The sequence below is a fragment of the Streptomyces endophyticus genome, from assembly GCF_035798155.1.
GTDB lineage: Bacteria > Actinomycetota > Actinomycetes > Streptomycetales > Streptomycetaceae > Streptomyces > Streptomyces endophyticus.
This window is the reverse complement of the sequence record NZ_JAOZYC010000098.1, coordinates 45,727-62,703: the sequence shown is the minus strand read 5'-3', so window position 1 is coordinate 62,703 and position 16,977 is coordinate 45,727. Positions and strand designations below refer to the sequence as shown.

The window sequence follows — 16,977 nt, the reverse complement described above, 5'->3', positions numbered from 1 at the left end:
CGCAAATGTGTCCTAGATCACTGGGCGAGGACGCCGGGGTGGGGTCCGCTATGACCGGTATCGGAAGAGGATCCGGCCGCGGGTGAGGTCGTAGGGGCTGAGCTCCACGAGGACCCGGTCGAACGGAAGGATCTTGATGTAGTTCTTGCGGATCTTCCCGCTGATGTGCGCGAGCACCTTGTGCCCGTTCTCAAATTCCACGGTGAAGTTGGCGTCGCGAAGGCACTCGAGAACGGTGCCTTCCAGCTCAATGCCCTTTTGCTGTCGTGCCATGGTCTCTCACTCACTTCTCTGGCCGGGTCCACGACCGCGACCCCGCGCGTGCGGGCATCGGCGAGGCGGTCGAAGGCCCTGGGGAGCGCCCTGGGGACACGGCGTTCTCGGGGCTCGCCTCCAGATGTCATTTGTCATGACCGTCTGAACGCTAACAGGCACGGGCGCCCCGCCCAACCACCGAGGCCGTCCGCCCCCTCGTTCCGCCCCCTCGTTCCGCGCGCCATGCTCGCCGAGCTCAGCGCCCGGGCCTGTGACGTTTCTGTGGAGGATGGCGCTGATCCCGTCAAGGGGCGGCGGACGCGGGCGCGTCCACCTTCTGTGGAGACGTGCGAAGAGGAAAGCGCTTGGGCCAGGGAGGGGAACCCCGTCGTGGGCAGGCGCACGACGGGGAGCTGGGCGCGGCCGTCGCGCGGGCCCAGGAGGGCGACGAGGCCGCCTTCGCCGTCGCCTACCGGCTCGTACAGCCGGGGTTGCTCGGGTATCTGCGCGGGCTCGTGGGCGACGAGGCGGAGGACGTCGCCTCCGACGCGTGGCTGGAGATAGCCCGGGACCTCGGCAGGTTCCGGGGCGACGGGGCCGGGTTCCGCGGGTGGACCGCGACCATCGCGCGGCACCGCGCGCTCGATCTGCTGCGCCGCCAGAAGGTGCGGCCGCGGCAGTCCGTACTGGAGCAGGACGTGCTTGAGCTGCCCGCCGGGCACGACACCGCGGAGCAGGCACTGGAGGCCCTCTCCACCGAGCGCGCGCTCGCGCTGCTCGGCCTGCTGCCGCGCGATCAGCGCGAGGCGGTGCTGCTGCGGGTCGTCGTCGGGCTCGACGCGCCCGCCGCCGCCCGCGTCCTCGGCAAGCGGCCCGGCGCCGTGCGCACGGCTGCGTACCGGGGTCTGAAGCGGCTCGCCAGGCAGTTCGGGGGCGGCGAAGCGGGCGGGCGTCCGGTGTGACGGATCGCGGGGCGCGCACGCTGGGGGAGGCGAGATGACTGCGAATTCCTCGCCGCCGGTCGAACCCGGCGGCGAAGCCGACGGAGCGGGCCGCGCCGCCGACCGGTCCTCGGTCGGCGAGCTGCTCGGCGACGCCGTGCGCGGCGGCGCTCCGCTCCCGGGTACCGAGGGCGAGCGGCGGGCGCTCGCCGCCTACCGCGAGGCCCGCGACGCGGGGGCGCTCACCGCGGCGCCCCGCCGGCGCGACGACTGGCGCCCCGGCAGGCGGTGGACGGGGTGGCCGGTGCGGGCCGCGGCCAACTCCCCGCAGAGGCAGGGCAGGTAGCGGTAGCGGCGAACAGGGCCGGAAAAGCGGGACGGCCGAGGTCGCCACCCCCCACAGGAGAGACCCCGGCCGCCACGCGTCACGGGTCGCGAGCGGCCCGTACTTGTCTCAGCGCCGTCGGTGCGTTTTCTGTCACACCACCTTGGAGCAGCGTTGGTTGTCTGTTGTACGAACATGGACGCGAGGACGTTTCAGGCCGTAGCGTTCTGGTTCGCGCCGGGCGCGCGCACCCGTTCGGACGGCGCACACGGCTTCACGGCCAGAGCAGGGGCAGGGGCAGGGAGTGCTGGGGGACGACGCGGAGCTGACCGCCGCGGTGCTCGCGGCGCGGGACGGGAGCGAGACCGCCTTCCGGACCGTGTACCGCACCGTGCACCCACGGCTGCTCGGATACATACGCACGCTCGTCGGCGATCCGGACGCGGAGGACGTCGCGTCGGAGGCCTGGCTCCAGATAGCCCGCGACCTCGACCGGTTCGAGGGCGATGCCGACCGGTTCCGCGGCTGGGCCGCCCGGATCGCCCGCAACCGCGCGCTCGACCACATACGCATGCGGGGACGCCGGCCCGCCATCGGCGGCGACGAGACCGAGCTCACCGGCCGACCCGCCCTCTCCGACACCGCAGACGAGGCCATGGAGTCCCTGGCCACCGGCGACGCCATGGCGCTCATCTCCAAGCTCCCGCAGGACCAGGCCGAGGCCGTCGTGCTGCGTGTCGTCGTCGGGCTCGACGCGAAGAGCGCCGCCCAGACCCTCGGCAAACGGCCCGGCGCGGTCCGTACCGCCGCGCACCGCGGCCTGAAGCGGCTCGCCGAACTGCTCGGCGCCGCCGAACCCACGGCGGGCGAGAATTCCGCCGACTCCCTCGCGGCGGTACCGACTCCACGGCGCGACCGCACCCGTACGTCGACGTCCGCAGGTGTGACGCATTCGCGTTCGCGGGCGCAGAAGGACATGTGATGGCCGACGAGCACGACAAGTGGCTTAACCGCGACGCGGCGGACCGCCTGCTGCGCGGAGAGGCCCCGGCCGAAGCCCCGGACGATGCCCGCAGGGCCGACCTGCTGACCGCCGCGCTGCACGCGCTGGCCGAGGTGCCGACCGGTCCCCAGGGTGAACTCCCGGGCGAGGACGCCGCGTTGAAGGCGTTCCGTGAGACGCGCGCCGTGACGGCTGTGAACGGCGCGGTGAGCGGCGCGGTGAACGGATCCGCGCGCGCGGGCCGCGTCCGGCGGTCCGCACGGTCCGCCCCGAAGACGTCCGGGCGACGCCTGAGCTGGGGTCGCCCCGCGCGGCTCGGAGCCGTCGCCGCGTTCGCCGCGTGCATGGTCGGCGGGGTCGCGGTCGCCGCGGGGACCGGGGTGCTGCCCTCGCCGTTCCGCGGGTCCGACGATCCGGCGCCCGCCTCGTCCGTGTCCGCCGCCGCGAGCCCGGACCGGCCGCTCGCCTCGGCCTCCGCGGGGGTCACGGAGGACGGCCACGCGGTGCCGGGCCCCACGGAGCCGTCCGGCACGTCCGGCAGCGGGTCCACCTCCCGATCCCCGTCCCACGACAACGGCAAGGGCACCCCCGGCGACGGCCGTACGTCCAAGGGGAAGGGCCCCAAGGCGGACGCGAGCGGCAATGAGGGCGCGCGGGCGGGAGCCCAGGCGCGCAAGCTCGTCGATACCTGTCGCAAGTACCGGAGCGGGCAGTCCGGTGCCGCGGACGTGCAGCGCCTGGAGGCGTCCGCGAAGGCCCTCGGACAGGACAGACGGAGCCTCGACCGCTTCTGCGACCGCGTTCTGGCCCGGTCCGGAGCCCCCGCCACGTCGGCCGACAGGACCGCCTCGCACCACACGGACGACAAGAGCGCCTCGGGAAGCCAGACCGCCTCGGACAACGGCAACGGTTCCGACGGCAAGGGCGCCGGTGAGAGCGGGAGCGGCAACGAGGACGAGGCCGACGAGGACGGTGACCCGGGCGCCGCCGCGAGCCCGAGCCCCAGCCCCAGCGCGACCTCCAGCCCGAGTCCTGCCGCCAGCGCGAGCCCGACTCCGTGACCTGCGGAAACGTAACGGGTCAAAAAGGTTGCGCTCCATGTGTGACGTTTCTGGACGACACGGCGCAGTAATGAGTGAGCCGACTGGTCATCGGCCGCGCACGAGCCCGGGTTCCCCCCGTACCTGAGGCTCCGTGCCACTGGCGCGGGTGGGTCACGTTCCCCCGGTCCCACCCGCGCCACTCAACACATCCCCTTCGGGGTCCTCACCAGTAGACGACGACCTTGTCTCCGTTCCTCACCTGCGCGAACAGTCGGGCGATCGTCCGCTCGTCCTTGACGTTCACACAGCCGTGCGAGGCCCCCGCGTACCCGCGCGCCGCGAAGTCCGACGAGTAGTGCACCGCCTGGCCGCCGCTGAAGAACATCGCGTACGGCATGGGGGTGTCGTAGAGCGTCGAGACGTGGTGCCGGGACTTGAAGTCGACGTGGAAGACGCCCTCACGGGTCGGCGTGTACTGGGACCCGAACCGCACGTCCGTCGTCAGCACGCGCCTGCCGTCCACCATCCACACCAGCGTGCGACTGGTCTTGCTGATGCACAGCACCCGCCCCGTCATACAGCGCGGGTCCGGCTTCGCCGGGGGCTGCCCGCCGAACGCGTACAGCTCCCACTTGGTCGGCTCGTGCGTCATCCGCAGCAGCCGCTGCCAGGTCACGGCGTCCGTCTCCCCGGTGCGCGGAAGGCCGCGCTTGCCCTGGAACCCCTTGACCGCCTCGGTGGTCGACGCGTCGTACGTGCCCGTGGGTCCGGTGAAGAGCCAGGCCACCTGGCGCAGCCGCGCCTGTAGTTCCCGTACGCCCTTGGCCCGGTCGCCGGGGGCGAGGAGGACCTTGGGCGGGGGCTTCGGGGCGGGCGTCGCGGACCCGGTGGGCTTGGCGTCGTCGGAGGGGGGCCGGGAGGAGTCGGGGGTGGACGGCTCGGACGTCAGTGGCGGTGCGGCGCGCCCGCCGCCTTCCACCGCCTGGGCCCTGCACCCGCCGACCAGGGCCAGCACCCCGGTGACCGCGATCGATGAACGTAGGACAGCTGTCCGCATGACGTCCCCCCCGCCTGCCGCGCCGCTCTCTTGTGTCACGACAGATGCTGCCCGCCTCCGGGCGGCCTCGAACTCGGCGCGCGCCCCACGTGATGACGACGGGCAAACGCGGGAAAGTCTGTGAGCAAGGTCCCAGCGCGCGGCTCTCCACTGGCCGCACGCCCGCCGCTACAGTCCGTCGCGAGGGACGTTCACTACTGGCAAGTAATCAGCGCAAGTAATCAGCAGCTCATCAGCAACTCATCGGCAAGCATCGGCAAGTCATCGCTGGAGGCACAACCATGGCGCGCGAATCCGAGTCCGGACTGCCCATCGAGCCGGTCTACGGCCCGTCGGCTCTGGAGGGTTGGGACCCGGATCAGAAGCTGGGTGAACCGGGCGCGTACCCCTTCACGCGCGGTGTGTACCCGACGATGTACACGGGCCGCCCGTGGACGATGCGGCAGTACGCCGGGTTCGGCACGGCCACCGAGTCCAACGCCCGCTACAAGCAGCTCATCGCGAACGGCACGATGGGCCTGTCCGTCGCCTTCGACCTGCCGACCCAGATGGGCCACGACAGCGACGCCCCGATCGCGTCCGGCGAGGTCGGCAAGGTGGGCGTGGCGATCGACTCCGTCGAGGACATGCACGTCCTGTTCGGCGGCATCCCGCTGGAGAAGGTCTCCACGTCGATGACGATCAACGCCCCGGCCGCGCTGCTGCTGCTGATGTACCAACTCGTGGGCGAGGAGCAGGGGGTGCCGGCCGACAAGCTCACCGGCACCATCCAGAACGACGTGCTCAAGGAGTACATCGCGCGCGGCACCTACATCTTCCCGCCCAAGCCCTCGCTGCGGCTGATCGCGGACATCTTCAAGTACTGCAAGGCCGAGATCCCGAAGTGGAACACCATCTCGATCTCCGGCTACCACATGGCCGAGGCGGGTGCCTCTCCCGCGCAGGAGATCGCCTTCACGCTCGCCGACGGCATCGAGTACGTCCGCACGGCCGTCGCGGCCGGCATGGACGTCGACGACTTCGCTCCGCGGCTCTCGTTCTTCTTCGTCGCCCGGACGACGATCCTGGAGGAGGTCGCCAAGTTCCGTGCGGCCCGCAGGATTTGGGCGAAGGTGATGAAGGAGGAGTTCGGCGCCAAGAACCCCAAGTCGCTGATGCTCCGCTTCCACACGCAGACGGCGGGCGTGCAGCTCACCGCCCAGCAGCCCGAGGTGAACCTCGTGCGCGTCGCGGTCCAGGGCCTCGGCGCCGTCCTCGGTGGCACGCAGTCGCTGCACACGAACTCCTTCGACGAGGCGATCGCGCTCCCCACCGACAAGTCGGCCCGCCTGGCCCTGCGCACGCAGCAGGTCCTCGCGTACGAGACGGATGTGACGGCCACCGTGGACCCGTTCGCCGGCTCGTACGTCGTCGAGAAGATGACCGACGACGTGGAGGTCGCCGCCCTCGAACTCATGGACAAGGTCGAGGAGATGGGCGGCGCGGTCAACGCGATCGAGCGCGGCTTCCAGAAGAGCGAGATCGAGCGCTCCGCCTACAGCATCGCGCAGGAGACCGACTCCGGTGAGCGTGTCGTGGTCGGCGTCAACCGCTACCAGCTCGAGGGCGAGGAGCCCTACGAGCCGCACCGCGTCGACCCGGCCATCGAGGCCCAGCAGGCGGAGCGGCTCGCGAAGCTGCGGGCCGAGCGGGACCAGGGGGCGGTCGACGCGGCGCTCGCCGAGCTGAAGAAGGCGGCGGAGGGTGAGGACAACGTCCTCTACCCGATGAAGGACGCGTTGCGCGCCCGCGCGACGGTCGGCGAGGTCTGTGACGCGCTGCGGGGGATCTGGGGGGCGTACGTCCCGTCGGAGACGTTCTGACGCGGCTGGTGGCGGTACCGGGGGCGGGCTCACGGGGCTCTGCCCCGGACCCCGCTGCTCAATCGCCGCAGGGGCTTGATCGGGCTTGATTGGTGTCCGGTATGCGGGCCCCTGGACGGTCTACCGGAGGACCGTGGGACACTCCCCGCATGCTGGGTGTCATCGATCTTCCGACCTATCTCGCGGGCCTCGCCCTCATCATTCTTCTGCCGGGGCCGAACTCGCTGTATGTGCTCTCCGTCGGCGCCCGCCGCGGCGTACGCACCGGCTATAAGGCGGCCGCCGGTGTGTGGTGCGGGGACACCGTCCTGATGACCCTCTCCGCCGCCGGAGTCGCCTCCCTGCTTCAGGCCAACTCCGTGATCTTCGGGATCGTGAAGTACGCCGGCGCCGGCTACCTGACCTGGCTCGCCATCGGCATGATGCGCGCCGCGTGGAGCATGTGGCGCACCCGCAAGGAGCGGCTCGCGGCCGAGAGCGGCGCCGCCGAGGAGGAGCCCGCCCAGGAGCGGCCCTTCCGCCGCGCCTTCGTGATCAGCCTGCTCAACCCGAAGGCGATTCTGTTCTTCATTGCCTTCTTCGTTCAGTTCGTCGACCCCTCCTACGCGTACCCCGCCCTGTCCTTCGTGGTGCTCGGCGCCTTCGCGCAGGCGGCCAGCGTGCTCTACCTGTCGGCGCTCATCTTCAGCGGCATGAAGCTCTCCGCCGCCTTCCGCCGCCGCAGGCGCCTCTCGGCGGGCGCGACCTCCGCGGCCGGGGTGCTGTTCCTCGGCTTCGCGGTCAAGCTCTCGCTGGCCAGCGTGTAGCGCAGACCGACCGGACCCCGGTTTCCGGATTCCGGATTCCGTCAGATGTTTCTCCAGTACTCCTCCAGTCCTTCCGCCGTCTCCCCGGCCCACGCCACGTAGCCGTCCGGGCGGATCAGGAACACGCCCCGGCCGTACGCCTCGTACGGCGGGATGTGCGTTGTGCGTACGGGCTCGCGCAGGGACTCGTCCTTCAGTGGCGGGAGTTCGGCCTCCGTGCCCACCGCGAGCAGCGTCCAGTGCGGGCCCCGGAAGGCGTCGAAGAGGCGGATCCCGCCCCGGCGTCCGTCCGGTGCCCGGTCGCCCGCTCGCAGTGCCTCGTCCGGGAGGTTCGGGCGGGTCTCCCGGGTCAGCGTCGACTCCCGGTAGCCGATGCCCAGTTGCCGCAGCTCGCCGCCGCGTCGCGTGGGCGTGCCCGCGGCGCTCGCGCGGTGGATGCGGGTGCTGACGCCGAGGATGTCCGCCGCCACCGGGACGCGTTCCTCCTCGTAGGTGTCCAGGAGGCGGGGCGGGGCGCCCGCCAGGACCGCCGACAGCTTCCAGCCCAGGTTGTACGCGTCCTGCACGCTCGTGTTCAGGCCCTGGCCGCCGGCCGGGGAGTGGATGTGCGCCGCGTCGCCCGCGAGGAAGACCCGGCCCACCCGGAAGCGGTCCGCCAGCGCCGCCCGTGCCCGGAAGTCCGAGGCCCAGAGCACTTCGGCTATGTGCGTCTCCGAGAGTGGTGTGCGGGTCGCGAGGAGTTCCGTGACCGCCTCCGGCGACGGGTCCACCACTGCCGCCTCGTCCGCGTACTGCGCCGCCAGTTGGAAGACCCGGCCGTCCGTCCCGGCGGCCGACGGCAGCGGGCAGAGCGCCACCGTGCCCTCCGGAGCCTTCGGCCACACGTGCCAGTGCGTGTCCGGGAGCGGCGCGTCGTCCGTGATCCGCACGTCCGCGACCAGCATCGGCTTCGGGTCCACCGTCTCCCCGGTCATCCCGACGCCGAGTGCCCTGCGGACCGTCGACCTGCCGCCGTCCGCCGCCACCGCGTAGCGCGCCCGTATCGCGGAGCCGTCCTCGAATGTCGCCGTCACCCCGTCCGCGTCCTGCGCGAGGCCGCTCAGCGCCGCGCCGAAGCGGACCCCGCCGCCCAGCTCCCGCAGCCGCGCGTACAGCACCTCCTGCGTGCGGGTCTGCGGTATCAACCAGCCCTCCGCGCAAGGGACCTGCTCCGTCGGCTCGGAGCGCTCCATCATGTCCCACTCCTGGCCCGGCTCCTCGCCCTCCCAGATCCGCATCCTCGGGTACCGCGTGCCCGCCGCGTGGATCGCCTCCAGCACCCCGAGGTCGTACAGCACCTCCTGCGTGCGCGGCTGTAGGCCCTTGCCGCGCGAGCCGGGGAACAGTCCCTCCGCCCGCTCGACCAGCAGCGCCCGCGTCCCGCGCCGCGCCAGGTCCACCGCGAGCGCCAGGCCCGTCGGGCCCGCGCCCACGATCAGGACGTCCGTCGAGTCCATGCTCGGTCCGGTACTCAACTCCGTACCCATCTCCGCGCTCATCCCCACCGTCTCCTTAACGTCGTTAAGTTCGCTGTTTCGAGCATGGACTTAACGGCGTTAAACTGTCAAGCGTGGCCGAGAAGAAGAAGCAGAACGAGAACGAGAAGCCCGCGAAGCCGAAGCTCGACAAGGCGCACGTCGCCGACACCGCCCTCGACCTGCTGAACGACGTGGGTCTCGAAGGGCTGACGCTGCGCGCCATCGCCAAGCAGCTGAACGTGCAGGCACCCGCCCTGTACTGGCACTTCAAGAACAAGCAGGCGCTGCTCGACGAGATGGCGACCGTGATGTTCCGGCGGATGACGGAGGCGGGCGAGGTGGGCGGGACGGTCGGCTACCAGCCGGCCGGCGCCTGGCAGGACCTGCTGATCGAGGGCAACCGGCACCTGCGCGCCACGCTCCTGCGCTACCGCGACGGCGCGAAGGTCTTCAGCGGGTCACGGTTCACGGGTACGGACCACGGGCCCGAGATGGAGGCGAATCTGCGTCTTCTCGTCGAGGCCGGGTTCACGCCCGAGCAGGCCACCTGGGCGAGCTCCACCACGTACATGTACACGCTCGGCTTCGTCACCGAGGAACAGGGCATGCGGCCCGAGCCGACGCGGGACGAGTCGCTCGTGGACGTCGCCGAGCGGGCCGAGCGGCTCGCCGACTATCCGCTCGCCGCCGCCGCGGGCAGTCGGCTCTTCGCGGCGTACGACGAGCGGTTCGAGGAGGGGCTGCGGCTGATCGTCGCGGGGATCGAGGCGCGTTACGGAGTGGGCTGAGCGGTCCCCGGCCGACGGTTGAGCGACCTGCGCAGCAGCGGCGTCGCCCACTTCTCGACGTAACGGTTCAGCAGCCAGGCGAGGGTCAGCATCGCGGCGATCGTCGCCCCGAACGTGGCCCACGACGGCAGGCCGACGCGTCGGTGCAGGGCCGCGATCGCCACCCAGCCGAGGTGCTCGTGGACCAGGTAGAAGGGGTACGTGAGGGCGCCGGCGACCGTCAGCCAGCGCCACTTCGCCCAGCTCGTCCAGCCGAGCGCGATCGCCGCCACCGCCGCGAAGCCGAGCGTGATCACCACGACGATCCCGAACGACGAGCGGTAGGAGAAGAAGTCCGGGTTCGGCGCGTGCCACGTCCGGTCGACCGCGAAGTGCTGCCCGATCAGCCAGCTCACCGCGACGATGCCCCACGCCGTGACGTCACGGCGGTTGCGGTGGACCAGGTACAGGCCGATGCCGCCGATGAAGAACGGCGCGTACTCCGGCATCAGGACGAGCGTCGCGAGCGACTCGGCCGAGCCGGAGCCCGCGCCCTCCGCGAGCACCGCCGCCAGCGTCCACACCGCGCAGAACAGCACCACCCGGTGCCGGGTCGCGCCCGGCAGTACGACGCAGAGCGCGAACAGGGCGTAGAAGCGCAGCTCCGCCCAGAGTGTCCAGCACACGCCGAGGACCCGGTCCACGCCGAGCGGCTGCTGAAGCATGGTCAGGTTCACGAGCGCGTCGCTGGGCGACACCGCCTCGTAGACCACGACAGGCAGCGCGAAGACGGCCGTCACCAGCACGATCGCCACCCAGTACGAGGGCAGCAGGCGGGCGGCGCGCGAGGCGAAGAAGGAGCGCAGGGGTCTTCCCCAGCCGCTCATGCAGATCACGAAGCCGCTGATCACGAAGAAGATCTGCACGCCGAGGCAGCCGTACGCGAACCAGCCGTGCAGGGACGGGAACTGGCTGCTCGGCGACGTTCCCCAGGCCTGGGAGACCTCGCCGTCCCTGCCTCCGTAGTGGTACGCCGCCACCATCAGCGCCGCGATCAGCCGCAGCCCGTCCAGGGCGTACAGGCGGGACGAGGGGCGGGTGAGGACCGCTTTCTGCTGCTGCTCCGTCTGGGGCGCGGGGATCGGGGACAGTGTCGTGCCGGTGGCCGTCATCCGAGGGCCGCCCGCTTCAGGGAGCGGGCCCGCTTCGCGACCCTGCGCACCGTCGCGTTGCGCGGGATGAAGGCGAACTGGGACGGGATCGCACCGGGCAGTCCGAGCGACGTCAGCCGGCGCCGCTTGAAGTAGCGCCAGGTGCGGTCGTCGAGGCGCGCGGTGAGATAGCGCTCGGCTGGGCGGCGCAGATCCGGATAGATCTTGGCCTGCATGGCGTAGCCGACCGCGCGCAGCAGCTCGTCCAACTCGCCGACGGGCAGCGGCTGTTCCTGCGCCTCCACCGCCGTACGGTCGGTCAGGTCGGGCAGCAGCGCGTCGACGATGGTGACCGGCACCCGATTGCTGTTCTGGTACGGCGTGAGGCGGTCCAGGAGCGTCGACGTGCCGATGCGCGCCACCGGGATGCCGTACAGGGCGCTCGCGGTGAGCAGCGCCGTCGAGAAGCAGCCGACGACGAGGACCGGACGCATCCGCTGGTAGAGGACCTCGGCGAGGACGGGCGTCTCCAGGACGGTCAGCTCGACCCCGAGACGTTCCGCCTCCTTCTCCAGGATGCGCGACCAGCGGGCGGGGGCGGTGGGGTGCGGCTTGAACACCACGTGCCGGTGGCCGAGTTGGGCGGCGCCCCGCATCATCCGCACATGCAGGTCCTCCTCCTCCTCGGCCGTGAGGATGCCGAGGGCGGAGAGGTACTGGCCGAGGAGCAGGGCCGGTTCGCCCGGGAGGCGGGGCAGTTCGCCCGCCGTGTCGCACAGGTCGGCGAGGACCTTGAGGAAGACCTCGGTCGGTACGACCTCGGGCCGGACGCCGAACTCCGTGAGCAGCAGCGGCTTCAGGCCCGGCACCAGGTCCAGGTGGAGCAGGCGGCGCACCCGCGTGCCGATCAGCGGGTCGATCTTGTTGCGGGTCGGGCCGTAGCTCATCAGGCCGTCCGCGTACACGTCGACCGGGGCGCCCGCGAAGATCTGCGCGACGGCCATCGCCGGGCTGACCTGGATGGACTCCACGGCCAGCTCGACGTTGTCGTCGCCGAGTTCCCACAGGAGCCGCAAGTAGCGTTCCCACAACGGGATGTCGTCGGTGCGCGGCGACCAACTGCCGGGGTGGAAGGGCGCGATCGCCTCGTTCCACGACAGGACGCCGTCGAAGCGGCCCCGCAGTTGCTCGAAGCCGGGCATCTCGTCGACGGCGGGGGTGGTCTCGGGCGTCGCCGCGTTGTTGGCGATCAGCAGCAGCGTGCGGTCCGCAGGAGCGAACCGGTCCGCGTCGAGGGCCGCGGCGAGGGTGGCGGCGCCGTACAGGGTCGAGGCCAGCAGGATGCGGGTCGTCATGCCGTGACCTCCGCGCTGACCGGGCGGCGGCGCAGCCGGCGCAGGCGCGTGGCCCGCTGGGTGTCCATCGAGTCGAGCGCGTCGTCGAGCACCCGCTGCGGCATGCGCTTGAGCGCGGCCGCGCTGAGCGACTTCAATGTGCGGGCCACGGGCGGTTCGAACCTTTCGATGGATCCCAAGTGGTGGGAAATGATGGCGCAGTACGTACGCACGGCCTTCGGGAGAAGCTGCTCCGCATCCCGGTCCTGCGCCGTTTCCCGGACGACCTGGTCGAATGCCCGGATGAAATCGAGCTGCCGTACGTCACCGATCTGAGTGAGCGAGGACGAGACGCCGCGGCGATAGAAAACGCCCAAAGTGCTGACCGCCGCAAAGGATTTGGCCTCGCGGTGCAGCCGCCAGATCCACGGCCTGTCCTCCGCCGTGCGGAGCCCGTCGGTGAAGTGCAGCAGACCTTCGTCGGCGAGCCGCCGGTGGTACATGCCGGCCCACGCGTACGCGTAGTCGACGGCGGTCGAGCGGTCGGCGGGCAGGATCGCCGCGCGCGGGTCCATGACGACGTCGCGCAGACCGTGCGGAAAGCGGTGCACCGAGCGGGCCCGCGCCGTGCACTGGACGTGGTCCGTGCGCACGAAGTCGCAGCCGAGGCCCTCCATGGCGGCGAGGAGCCGGGCGTAGTACCCGGGCGCGAGCCAGTCGTCGCCGTCCAGGAAGGCGAGGTATTCGCCGCGGGCCCGGTCGAGCCCTGTGTTGCGGGCGGTCGCGAGTCCTCCGTTCCGTTCGTGTCGCACGACGACCGCGCCGGGCAGCTCGCGCTCGGCGCGCGCGAGAATGTCCGGTGTCTCGTCCTTGGAGCAGTCGTCGACGAGAATGAATTCGAAGTCGTCGCGTGCGTTCGCTCGCAGACTTCTGAGGGTGTCGGGCGCGTATTGCTGCACGTTGTAGAACGGCACGATGACGGAGAGCTTGACCACGACGGTGACGTTAGGGCGCGGCCCGGCATTCGTCTTGACCGGTGGCTTGATGTCAGGTGAACGAAGCGTGGCGGGACCGTGAACCGGCCCTGGCGCAGGCCATTTCCGGGGCCGATTCGCCATTCGTCGGTGTGCTGTTAACCCTTTGTTGCATTCTGGTTGGGCCGCGGCTCGGAATTGCTTCCTAAGTTTTCCATCGTGCCAGTAAGGAACGGAAAGCAGCTCAGGGTCGCCGTGCTCGCGGACTCCGACACCCGGTGGAAATGGGGGTCGCTCACCGCCTCCCGCATCACCGACTCCCGCATCGCCCCCGAAGGACTCGCACTCGACGGCTATCTGCTGCGCGGCCGGGCCACCCCGACCCCGCGCCAGCTCCGCGAGATCGGCGTCCGCGCCGACAGCCTGCGCGAGGTCACGGCCGTCGAATTCCTGCGCAAGATCGAGCCCGAAGCGTACGACGTGGTCGTGCTCGCCCTCGTCGGCGGGGGAGTCCAGGCCGTCCTGCACGGCCTCGCCCACGCCTGGCGGGGAGCGGCGCGGCGCCCCGTCGTCGTCACCGGCTACGTCGGTGTCGTCTACGAGAAGCTCGCCGACGGCCTCCTCCTGCGGCACGGCGCCGACGTGGTGCTCGCCAACTCGGGCTACGACGCGGACCGGTTCCGCGCCGTGTACGAGGGGGTGGGCGCGGACGCCTCCGCGGTGACCGAGTGCGCGCTGCCGTTCCTCGGCGGCGAGCCGTACACCGGCGTACGGGACCCGTACACGGTGACCTTCGCGGCGCAGCCGTCCGTGCCGGACACCGCGGTCGACCGCGACTACCTCCTCGACCGTCTCGTCCGGCACGCCGAGTCGCACCCCGACCGCGAGGTGCTGCTCAAGCTGCGCAGCAAGCCGGGCGAACACACCACGCACATCGAGGAGATCCCCTACCAGAAGCTCGCGCAGCGCCGCGAGCTGCCGGCCAACTTCCGCCTCGTGTACGGGAACATGGGCGAGGTCCTCGACCGTACGGACCTGCTCGTCACGGTCAGCTCGACCGCCGCCCTCGAATCCCTGCACCGGCGCATCCCGACCGCGCTGCTCACGGACCTGGGCGTGCGCGAGGCGCTCGGCAACCACCACTTCACCGGGTCCGGCTGCCTCGTGTCCTGGGACAGGTTGGACGAGGGCGCGCTGCCCGAGCCCGACCCCGCGTGGCTGGCCCGCCAGGGCGTCGCCGCCGACGGCACGTACGACCAGGCCTTCGACGCCGCGCGCGCCAGGGTCGCCGCCCTGCTCGACGCCGACAGGCCCGCCCTCGCCCCGTACTACAGCCGCACCACCGCCCCCGGCTATCTGCCGCGCATCCTCGCCCGCCACCACCTCGCACCCGACGGCGGCCCGCTGCCCGGCGCGCCCGCGGCCGACCGGGCGCCGGGTCCTGTGCGGCAGGTCGTGCGCCGGGCCGCCCGCGGCGCCTACCGGCACGGGGTGCAGCGCGTCGCCCCCGTGATCCGGCGGATGGGGGAGCTGTGACCCCGCCTCTGGCCAGGCCTCTGAGGAACACCAACTCCCCGAAGGAGAAGCGCACATGACCGACCTCGAGACGGTCCCGGCCGCCCCGGAGGCGGGCCTCGTGGCCCCCGTACGGCGCGTCCTCGCCGTGATCCCCGCCCGCGGCGGCTCCAAGGGCGTACCGGCGAAGAACCTGGCCCCGGTCGGCGGCGTGCCCCTGGTGGCCCGCGCCGTGCGCGAGTGCCTCGCCACCCGGCAGGTCACCGACGTCGTGGTCTCCACCGACGACGCCGCGATCGCCGCCGCCGCGCGGGACGCGGGCGCCGAGGTCGTGACCCGGCCCGTCGCCATCGCCGGCGACAAGTCCAGCTCCGAGGCGGCCGTGCTGCACGCCATGGACGCGCACGAGGCGCTGCACGGCGCGGCCGTCGACGTGGTGCTGCTCGTCCAGTGCACCAGCCCCTTCCTCGTACGGGAGGACATCGACGCGGTGGTCGGCGCGATCCTCGACGGCGGCGCCGACAGTGCGCTGACGGTGGCGGCCTTCCACGGGTTCGTATGGCGGGACGCCGGCGACTTCGTGGACGAACCGCAGCCGGCCTCCGTACCGAACAAGGCCGTTGAGGGCGGCGTCGCCGTCCTCGCCGACCGGAAGACCGCGACCGGCGGCGGCTACGGCGTCAACCACGACAAGTCGCAGCGCCAGATGCGCCAGGACCGGCCCCAGGACCTCCTGGAGACCGGCGCCGTCTACGGCATGGAGACCGGCGGGTTCCGCCGCCACGAGCACCGCTTCTTCGGCCGCACGGAACTCGTCCGCACCGACCCCGCGCGGGTCCTGGAGATCGACGACCCGCACGACCTGGCCCGCGCCCGCGCGCTGGCCCCCCTCTTCGACCAGCAGTCCGTCCTCCCGTCCAGGGACGACGTCGACGCGGTCGTCCTCGACTTCGACGGCACCCAGACCGACGACAAGGTGCTGATCGACTCCGAGGGACGGGAATTCGTCACTGTGCACCGCGGTGACGGCCTCGGCATCGCGGCCCTCCGCCGGAGCGGCCTCGAACTGCTGATCCTGTCCACGGAAGTGAACCCGGTCGTCGCCGCACGGGCCAGGAAGCTCAAGATCCCGGTCCTGCACGGCATCGACCGCAAGGACCTCGCACTCAAGCAGTGGTGCGAGGAGCAGGGCATCGCGCCCGAGCGCGTGCTCTACGTCGGCAACGACGTCAACGACCTCCCGTGCTTCGCCCTCGCGGGCTGGCCCGTGGCGGTCGCCAGTGCCCACGACGTCGTACGCGGCGCCGCACGCGCCGTCACCACCGTCCCCGGAGGCGAAGGCGCGATCCGAGAGATCGCCAGCTGGATCCTCGGCCCTTCTCTCGACCCCCTCGAAAAGTAAGGAACGTACGCCATGTCCAACGTCTCTCCTTCCCACGCGTCCGACTCCCGTATCCGCAAGTTCGGTTCGCGCGAGGCCGGCCCCGGCCGCCCCGTCTACATCACCGGCGAGATCGGCATCAACCACAACGGTGACCTGGAGAACGCGTTCCGGCTCATCGACGCCGCCGCCGACGCCGGCTGCGACGCCGTCAAGTTCCAGAAGCGCACCCCCGAGATCTGCACGCCGCGCGACCAGTGGGACATCGAGCGGGACACCCCCTGGGGCCGGATGACGTACATCGACTACCGGCACCGCGTCGAGTTCGGCGAGGACGAGTACCGCGCCATCGACGCGTACTGCAAGAAGCGCGGCATCGACTGGTTCGCCTCCCCGTGGGACACCGAGGCCGTCGCCTTCCTGGAGAAGTTCGACGTCCCCGCCCACAAGGTGGCCTCCGCCTCCCTCACGGACGACGAGCTGCTCCGCGCGCTGCGCGCCACCGGCCGTACGGTCATCCTCTCCACCGGCATGTCGACGCCGAAGCAGATCCGGCACGCGGTCGAGGTCCTCGGCTCGGACAACATCCTCATGTGCCACGCCACTTCGACGTACCCGTCGGTCGCCGAGGAGCTCAACCTCCGCGTCATCAACACCCTCCAGGGCGAGTACCCGAACGTCCCGATCGGCTACTCCGGCCACGAGACCGGCCTCCAGACGACCCTCGCGGCCGTCGCCCTCGGCGCCACCTTCGTCGAGCGCCACATCACCCTCGACCGCGCCATGTGGGGCTCCGACCAGGCCGCCTCCGTGGAGCCGCAGGGCCTCACGCGCCTCGTGCGCGACATCCGCACCATCGAGGAGTCCCTCGGTGACGGCGTCAAGAAGGTCTACGAGTCCGAGCTCGGCCCGATGAAGAAGCTGCGCCGCGTGCCGGGCGTCGTCGCCGAGGCGGAGATCGCCGTCGCCGCCGGTGAGCCGGTGGGCGTCTGACGACATTCGGATCGACTCGTGGGCGGCCTGGCGCGGTTCGGACCGCGCCCGGC

At 71.5% G+C, this 16,977-nt stretch carries 16 protein-coding genes; 10 read left to right on the top strand and 6 right to left on the bottom strand.

The features are described 5' to 3' along the window. Positions 1-48 precede the first annotated feature (48 nt). Entirely contained in the window at positions 49-273 is a 225-nt protein-coding gene (gene infA / locus OKJ99_RS14090; protein ID WP_326016425.1) for a translation initiation factor IF-1, read from the bottom strand. Between the two features lie 347 nt (positions 274-620). On the opposite strand from infA, the gene OKJ99_RS14085 reads away from it, so the two are divergent. The 4 genes from OKJ99_RS14085 (at position 621) to OKJ99_RS14070 (ending at position 3,585) form a co-directional block, all read left to right on the top strand. Further along, positions 621-1,217, top strand: a complete 597-nt coding sequence (locus tag OKJ99_RS14085) for an RNA polymerase sigma factor (protein WP_326016423.1) — start codon at positions 621-623, stop codon at positions 1,215-1,217. 34 nt (positions 1,218-1,251) lie between these two features. Then, complete coding sequence (locus OKJ99_RS14080) at positions 1,252-1,542, top strand: hypothetical protein (protein WP_326016422.1); 291 nt, start codon at positions 1,252-1,254, stop codon at positions 1,540-1,542. 283 nt (positions 1,543-1,825) lie between these two features. Further along, positions 1,826-2,503: an RNA polymerase sigma factor gene (locus OKJ99_RS14075; protein WP_326016421.1), complete on the top strand. Its 678-nt coding sequence runs from the start codon at positions 1,826-1,828 to the stop codon at positions 2,501-2,503. Beyond that, positions 2,503-3,585 (top strand): hypothetical protein, encoded by a 1,083-nt coding sequence (locus OKJ99_RS14070; RefSeq protein ID WP_326016420.1) that lies wholly within the window; start codon positions 2,503-2,505, stop codon positions 3,583-3,585. Before OKJ99_RS14075 ends, OKJ99_RS14070 begins: the two co-directional genes overlap by 1 nt. Before the next feature lie 205 nt (positions 3,586-3,790). On the opposite strand, the gene OKJ99_RS14065 is transcribed toward OKJ99_RS14070, so the two are convergent. Next, a complete protein-coding gene (locus OKJ99_RS14065) occupies positions 3,791-4,624 on the bottom strand; it encodes a L,D-transpeptidase family protein (protein ID WP_326016419.1) in 834 nt (277 codons plus the stop codon). 281 nt (positions 4,625-4,905) lie between these two features. On the opposite strand from OKJ99_RS14065, the gene OKJ99_RS14060 reads away from it, so the two are divergent. Then, entirely contained in the window at positions 4,906-6,486 is a 1,581-nt protein-coding gene (locus OKJ99_RS14060) for an acyl-CoA mutase large subunit family protein (protein ID WP_326016418.1), read from the top strand. Between the two features lie 149 nt (positions 6,487-6,635). Continuing rightward, positions 6,636-7,292 carry a leucine efflux protein LeuE gene (gene leuE, locus OKJ99_RS14055; RefSeq protein ID WP_326016417.1) on the top strand — a complete coding sequence of 219 codons (657 nt, stop codon included), beginning with the start codon at positions 6,636-6,638 and terminating at the stop codon, positions 7,290-7,292. 41 nt (positions 7,293-7,333) lie between these two features. Here the strand turns inward: leuE and OKJ99_RS14050 are convergent, their stop codons facing one another. Then, positions 7,334-8,830, bottom strand: coding sequence for an FAD-dependent monooxygenase (locus tag OKJ99_RS14050; protein WP_326016416.1), 1,497 nt, complete (start codon positions 8,828-8,830; stop codon positions 7,334-7,336). A 71-nt stretch (positions 8,831-8,901) separates the two neighbouring features. Between OKJ99_RS14050 and OKJ99_RS14045 the strand changes: the two genes are divergently transcribed. Next, positions 8,902-9,597, top strand: coding sequence for a TetR/AcrR family transcriptional regulator C-terminal domain-containing protein (locus OKJ99_RS14045; RefSeq protein WP_326016415.1), 696 nt, complete (start codon positions 8,902-8,904; stop codon positions 9,595-9,597). On the opposite strand, the gene OKJ99_RS14040 is transcribed toward OKJ99_RS14045, so the two are convergent. Genes OKJ99_RS14040 through OKJ99_RS14030 form a run of 3 tightly spaced genes read right to left on the bottom strand, consistent with a single transcriptional unit; the run spans position 9,582 to position 13,056 of the window. Then, positions 9,582-10,748, bottom strand: a complete 1,167-nt coding sequence (locus tag OKJ99_RS14040; RefSeq protein ID WP_326016414.1) for an acyltransferase family protein — start codon at positions 10,746-10,748, stop codon at positions 9,582-9,584. The two genes, OKJ99_RS14045 and OKJ99_RS14040, sit on opposite strands and share 16 nt — an antisense overlap. Next, complete coding sequence (locus OKJ99_RS14035; RefSeq protein WP_326016412.1) at positions 10,745-12,082, bottom strand: polysialyltransferase family glycosyltransferase; 1,338 nt, start codon at positions 12,080-12,082, stop codon at positions 10,745-10,747. Before OKJ99_RS14035 ends, OKJ99_RS14040 begins: the two co-directional genes overlap by 4 nt. Continuing rightward, positions 12,079-13,056, bottom strand: coding sequence for a glycosyltransferase family 2 protein (locus tag OKJ99_RS14030; protein ID WP_326016410.1), 978 nt, complete (start codon positions 13,054-13,056; stop codon positions 12,079-12,081). The genes OKJ99_RS14035 and OKJ99_RS14030 overlap by 4 nt, the downstream gene beginning before the upstream one ends. 198 nt (positions 13,057-13,254) lie before the next feature. Here OKJ99_RS14030 and OKJ99_RS14025 point away from each other — a divergent pair, with 198 nt between their 5' ends. From OKJ99_RS14025 to OKJ99_RS14015, 3 genes are read left to right on the top strand one after another with little or no spacing between them, the layout of a single operon-like run. Next, entirely contained in the window at positions 13,255-14,571 is a 1,317-nt protein-coding gene (locus tag OKJ99_RS14025; RefSeq protein ID WP_326016408.1) for a DUF6716 putative glycosyltransferase, read from the top strand. A gap of 55 nt (positions 14,572-14,626) precedes the next feature. Further along, complete coding sequence (locus OKJ99_RS14020) at positions 14,627-15,952, top strand: N-acylneuraminate cytidylyltransferase (protein WP_326016407.1); 1,326 nt, start codon at positions 14,627-14,629, stop codon at positions 15,950-15,952. Between the two features lie 12 nt (positions 15,953-15,964). Then, on the top strand, positions 15,965-16,924 hold the full coding sequence (locus OKJ99_RS14015; RefSeq protein ID WP_326016406.1) for an N-acetylneuraminate synthase family protein: 960 nt from the start codon (positions 15,965-15,967) through the stop codon (positions 16,922-16,924). The last annotated feature ends 53 nt before the right edge of the window (positions 16,925-16,977 follow it).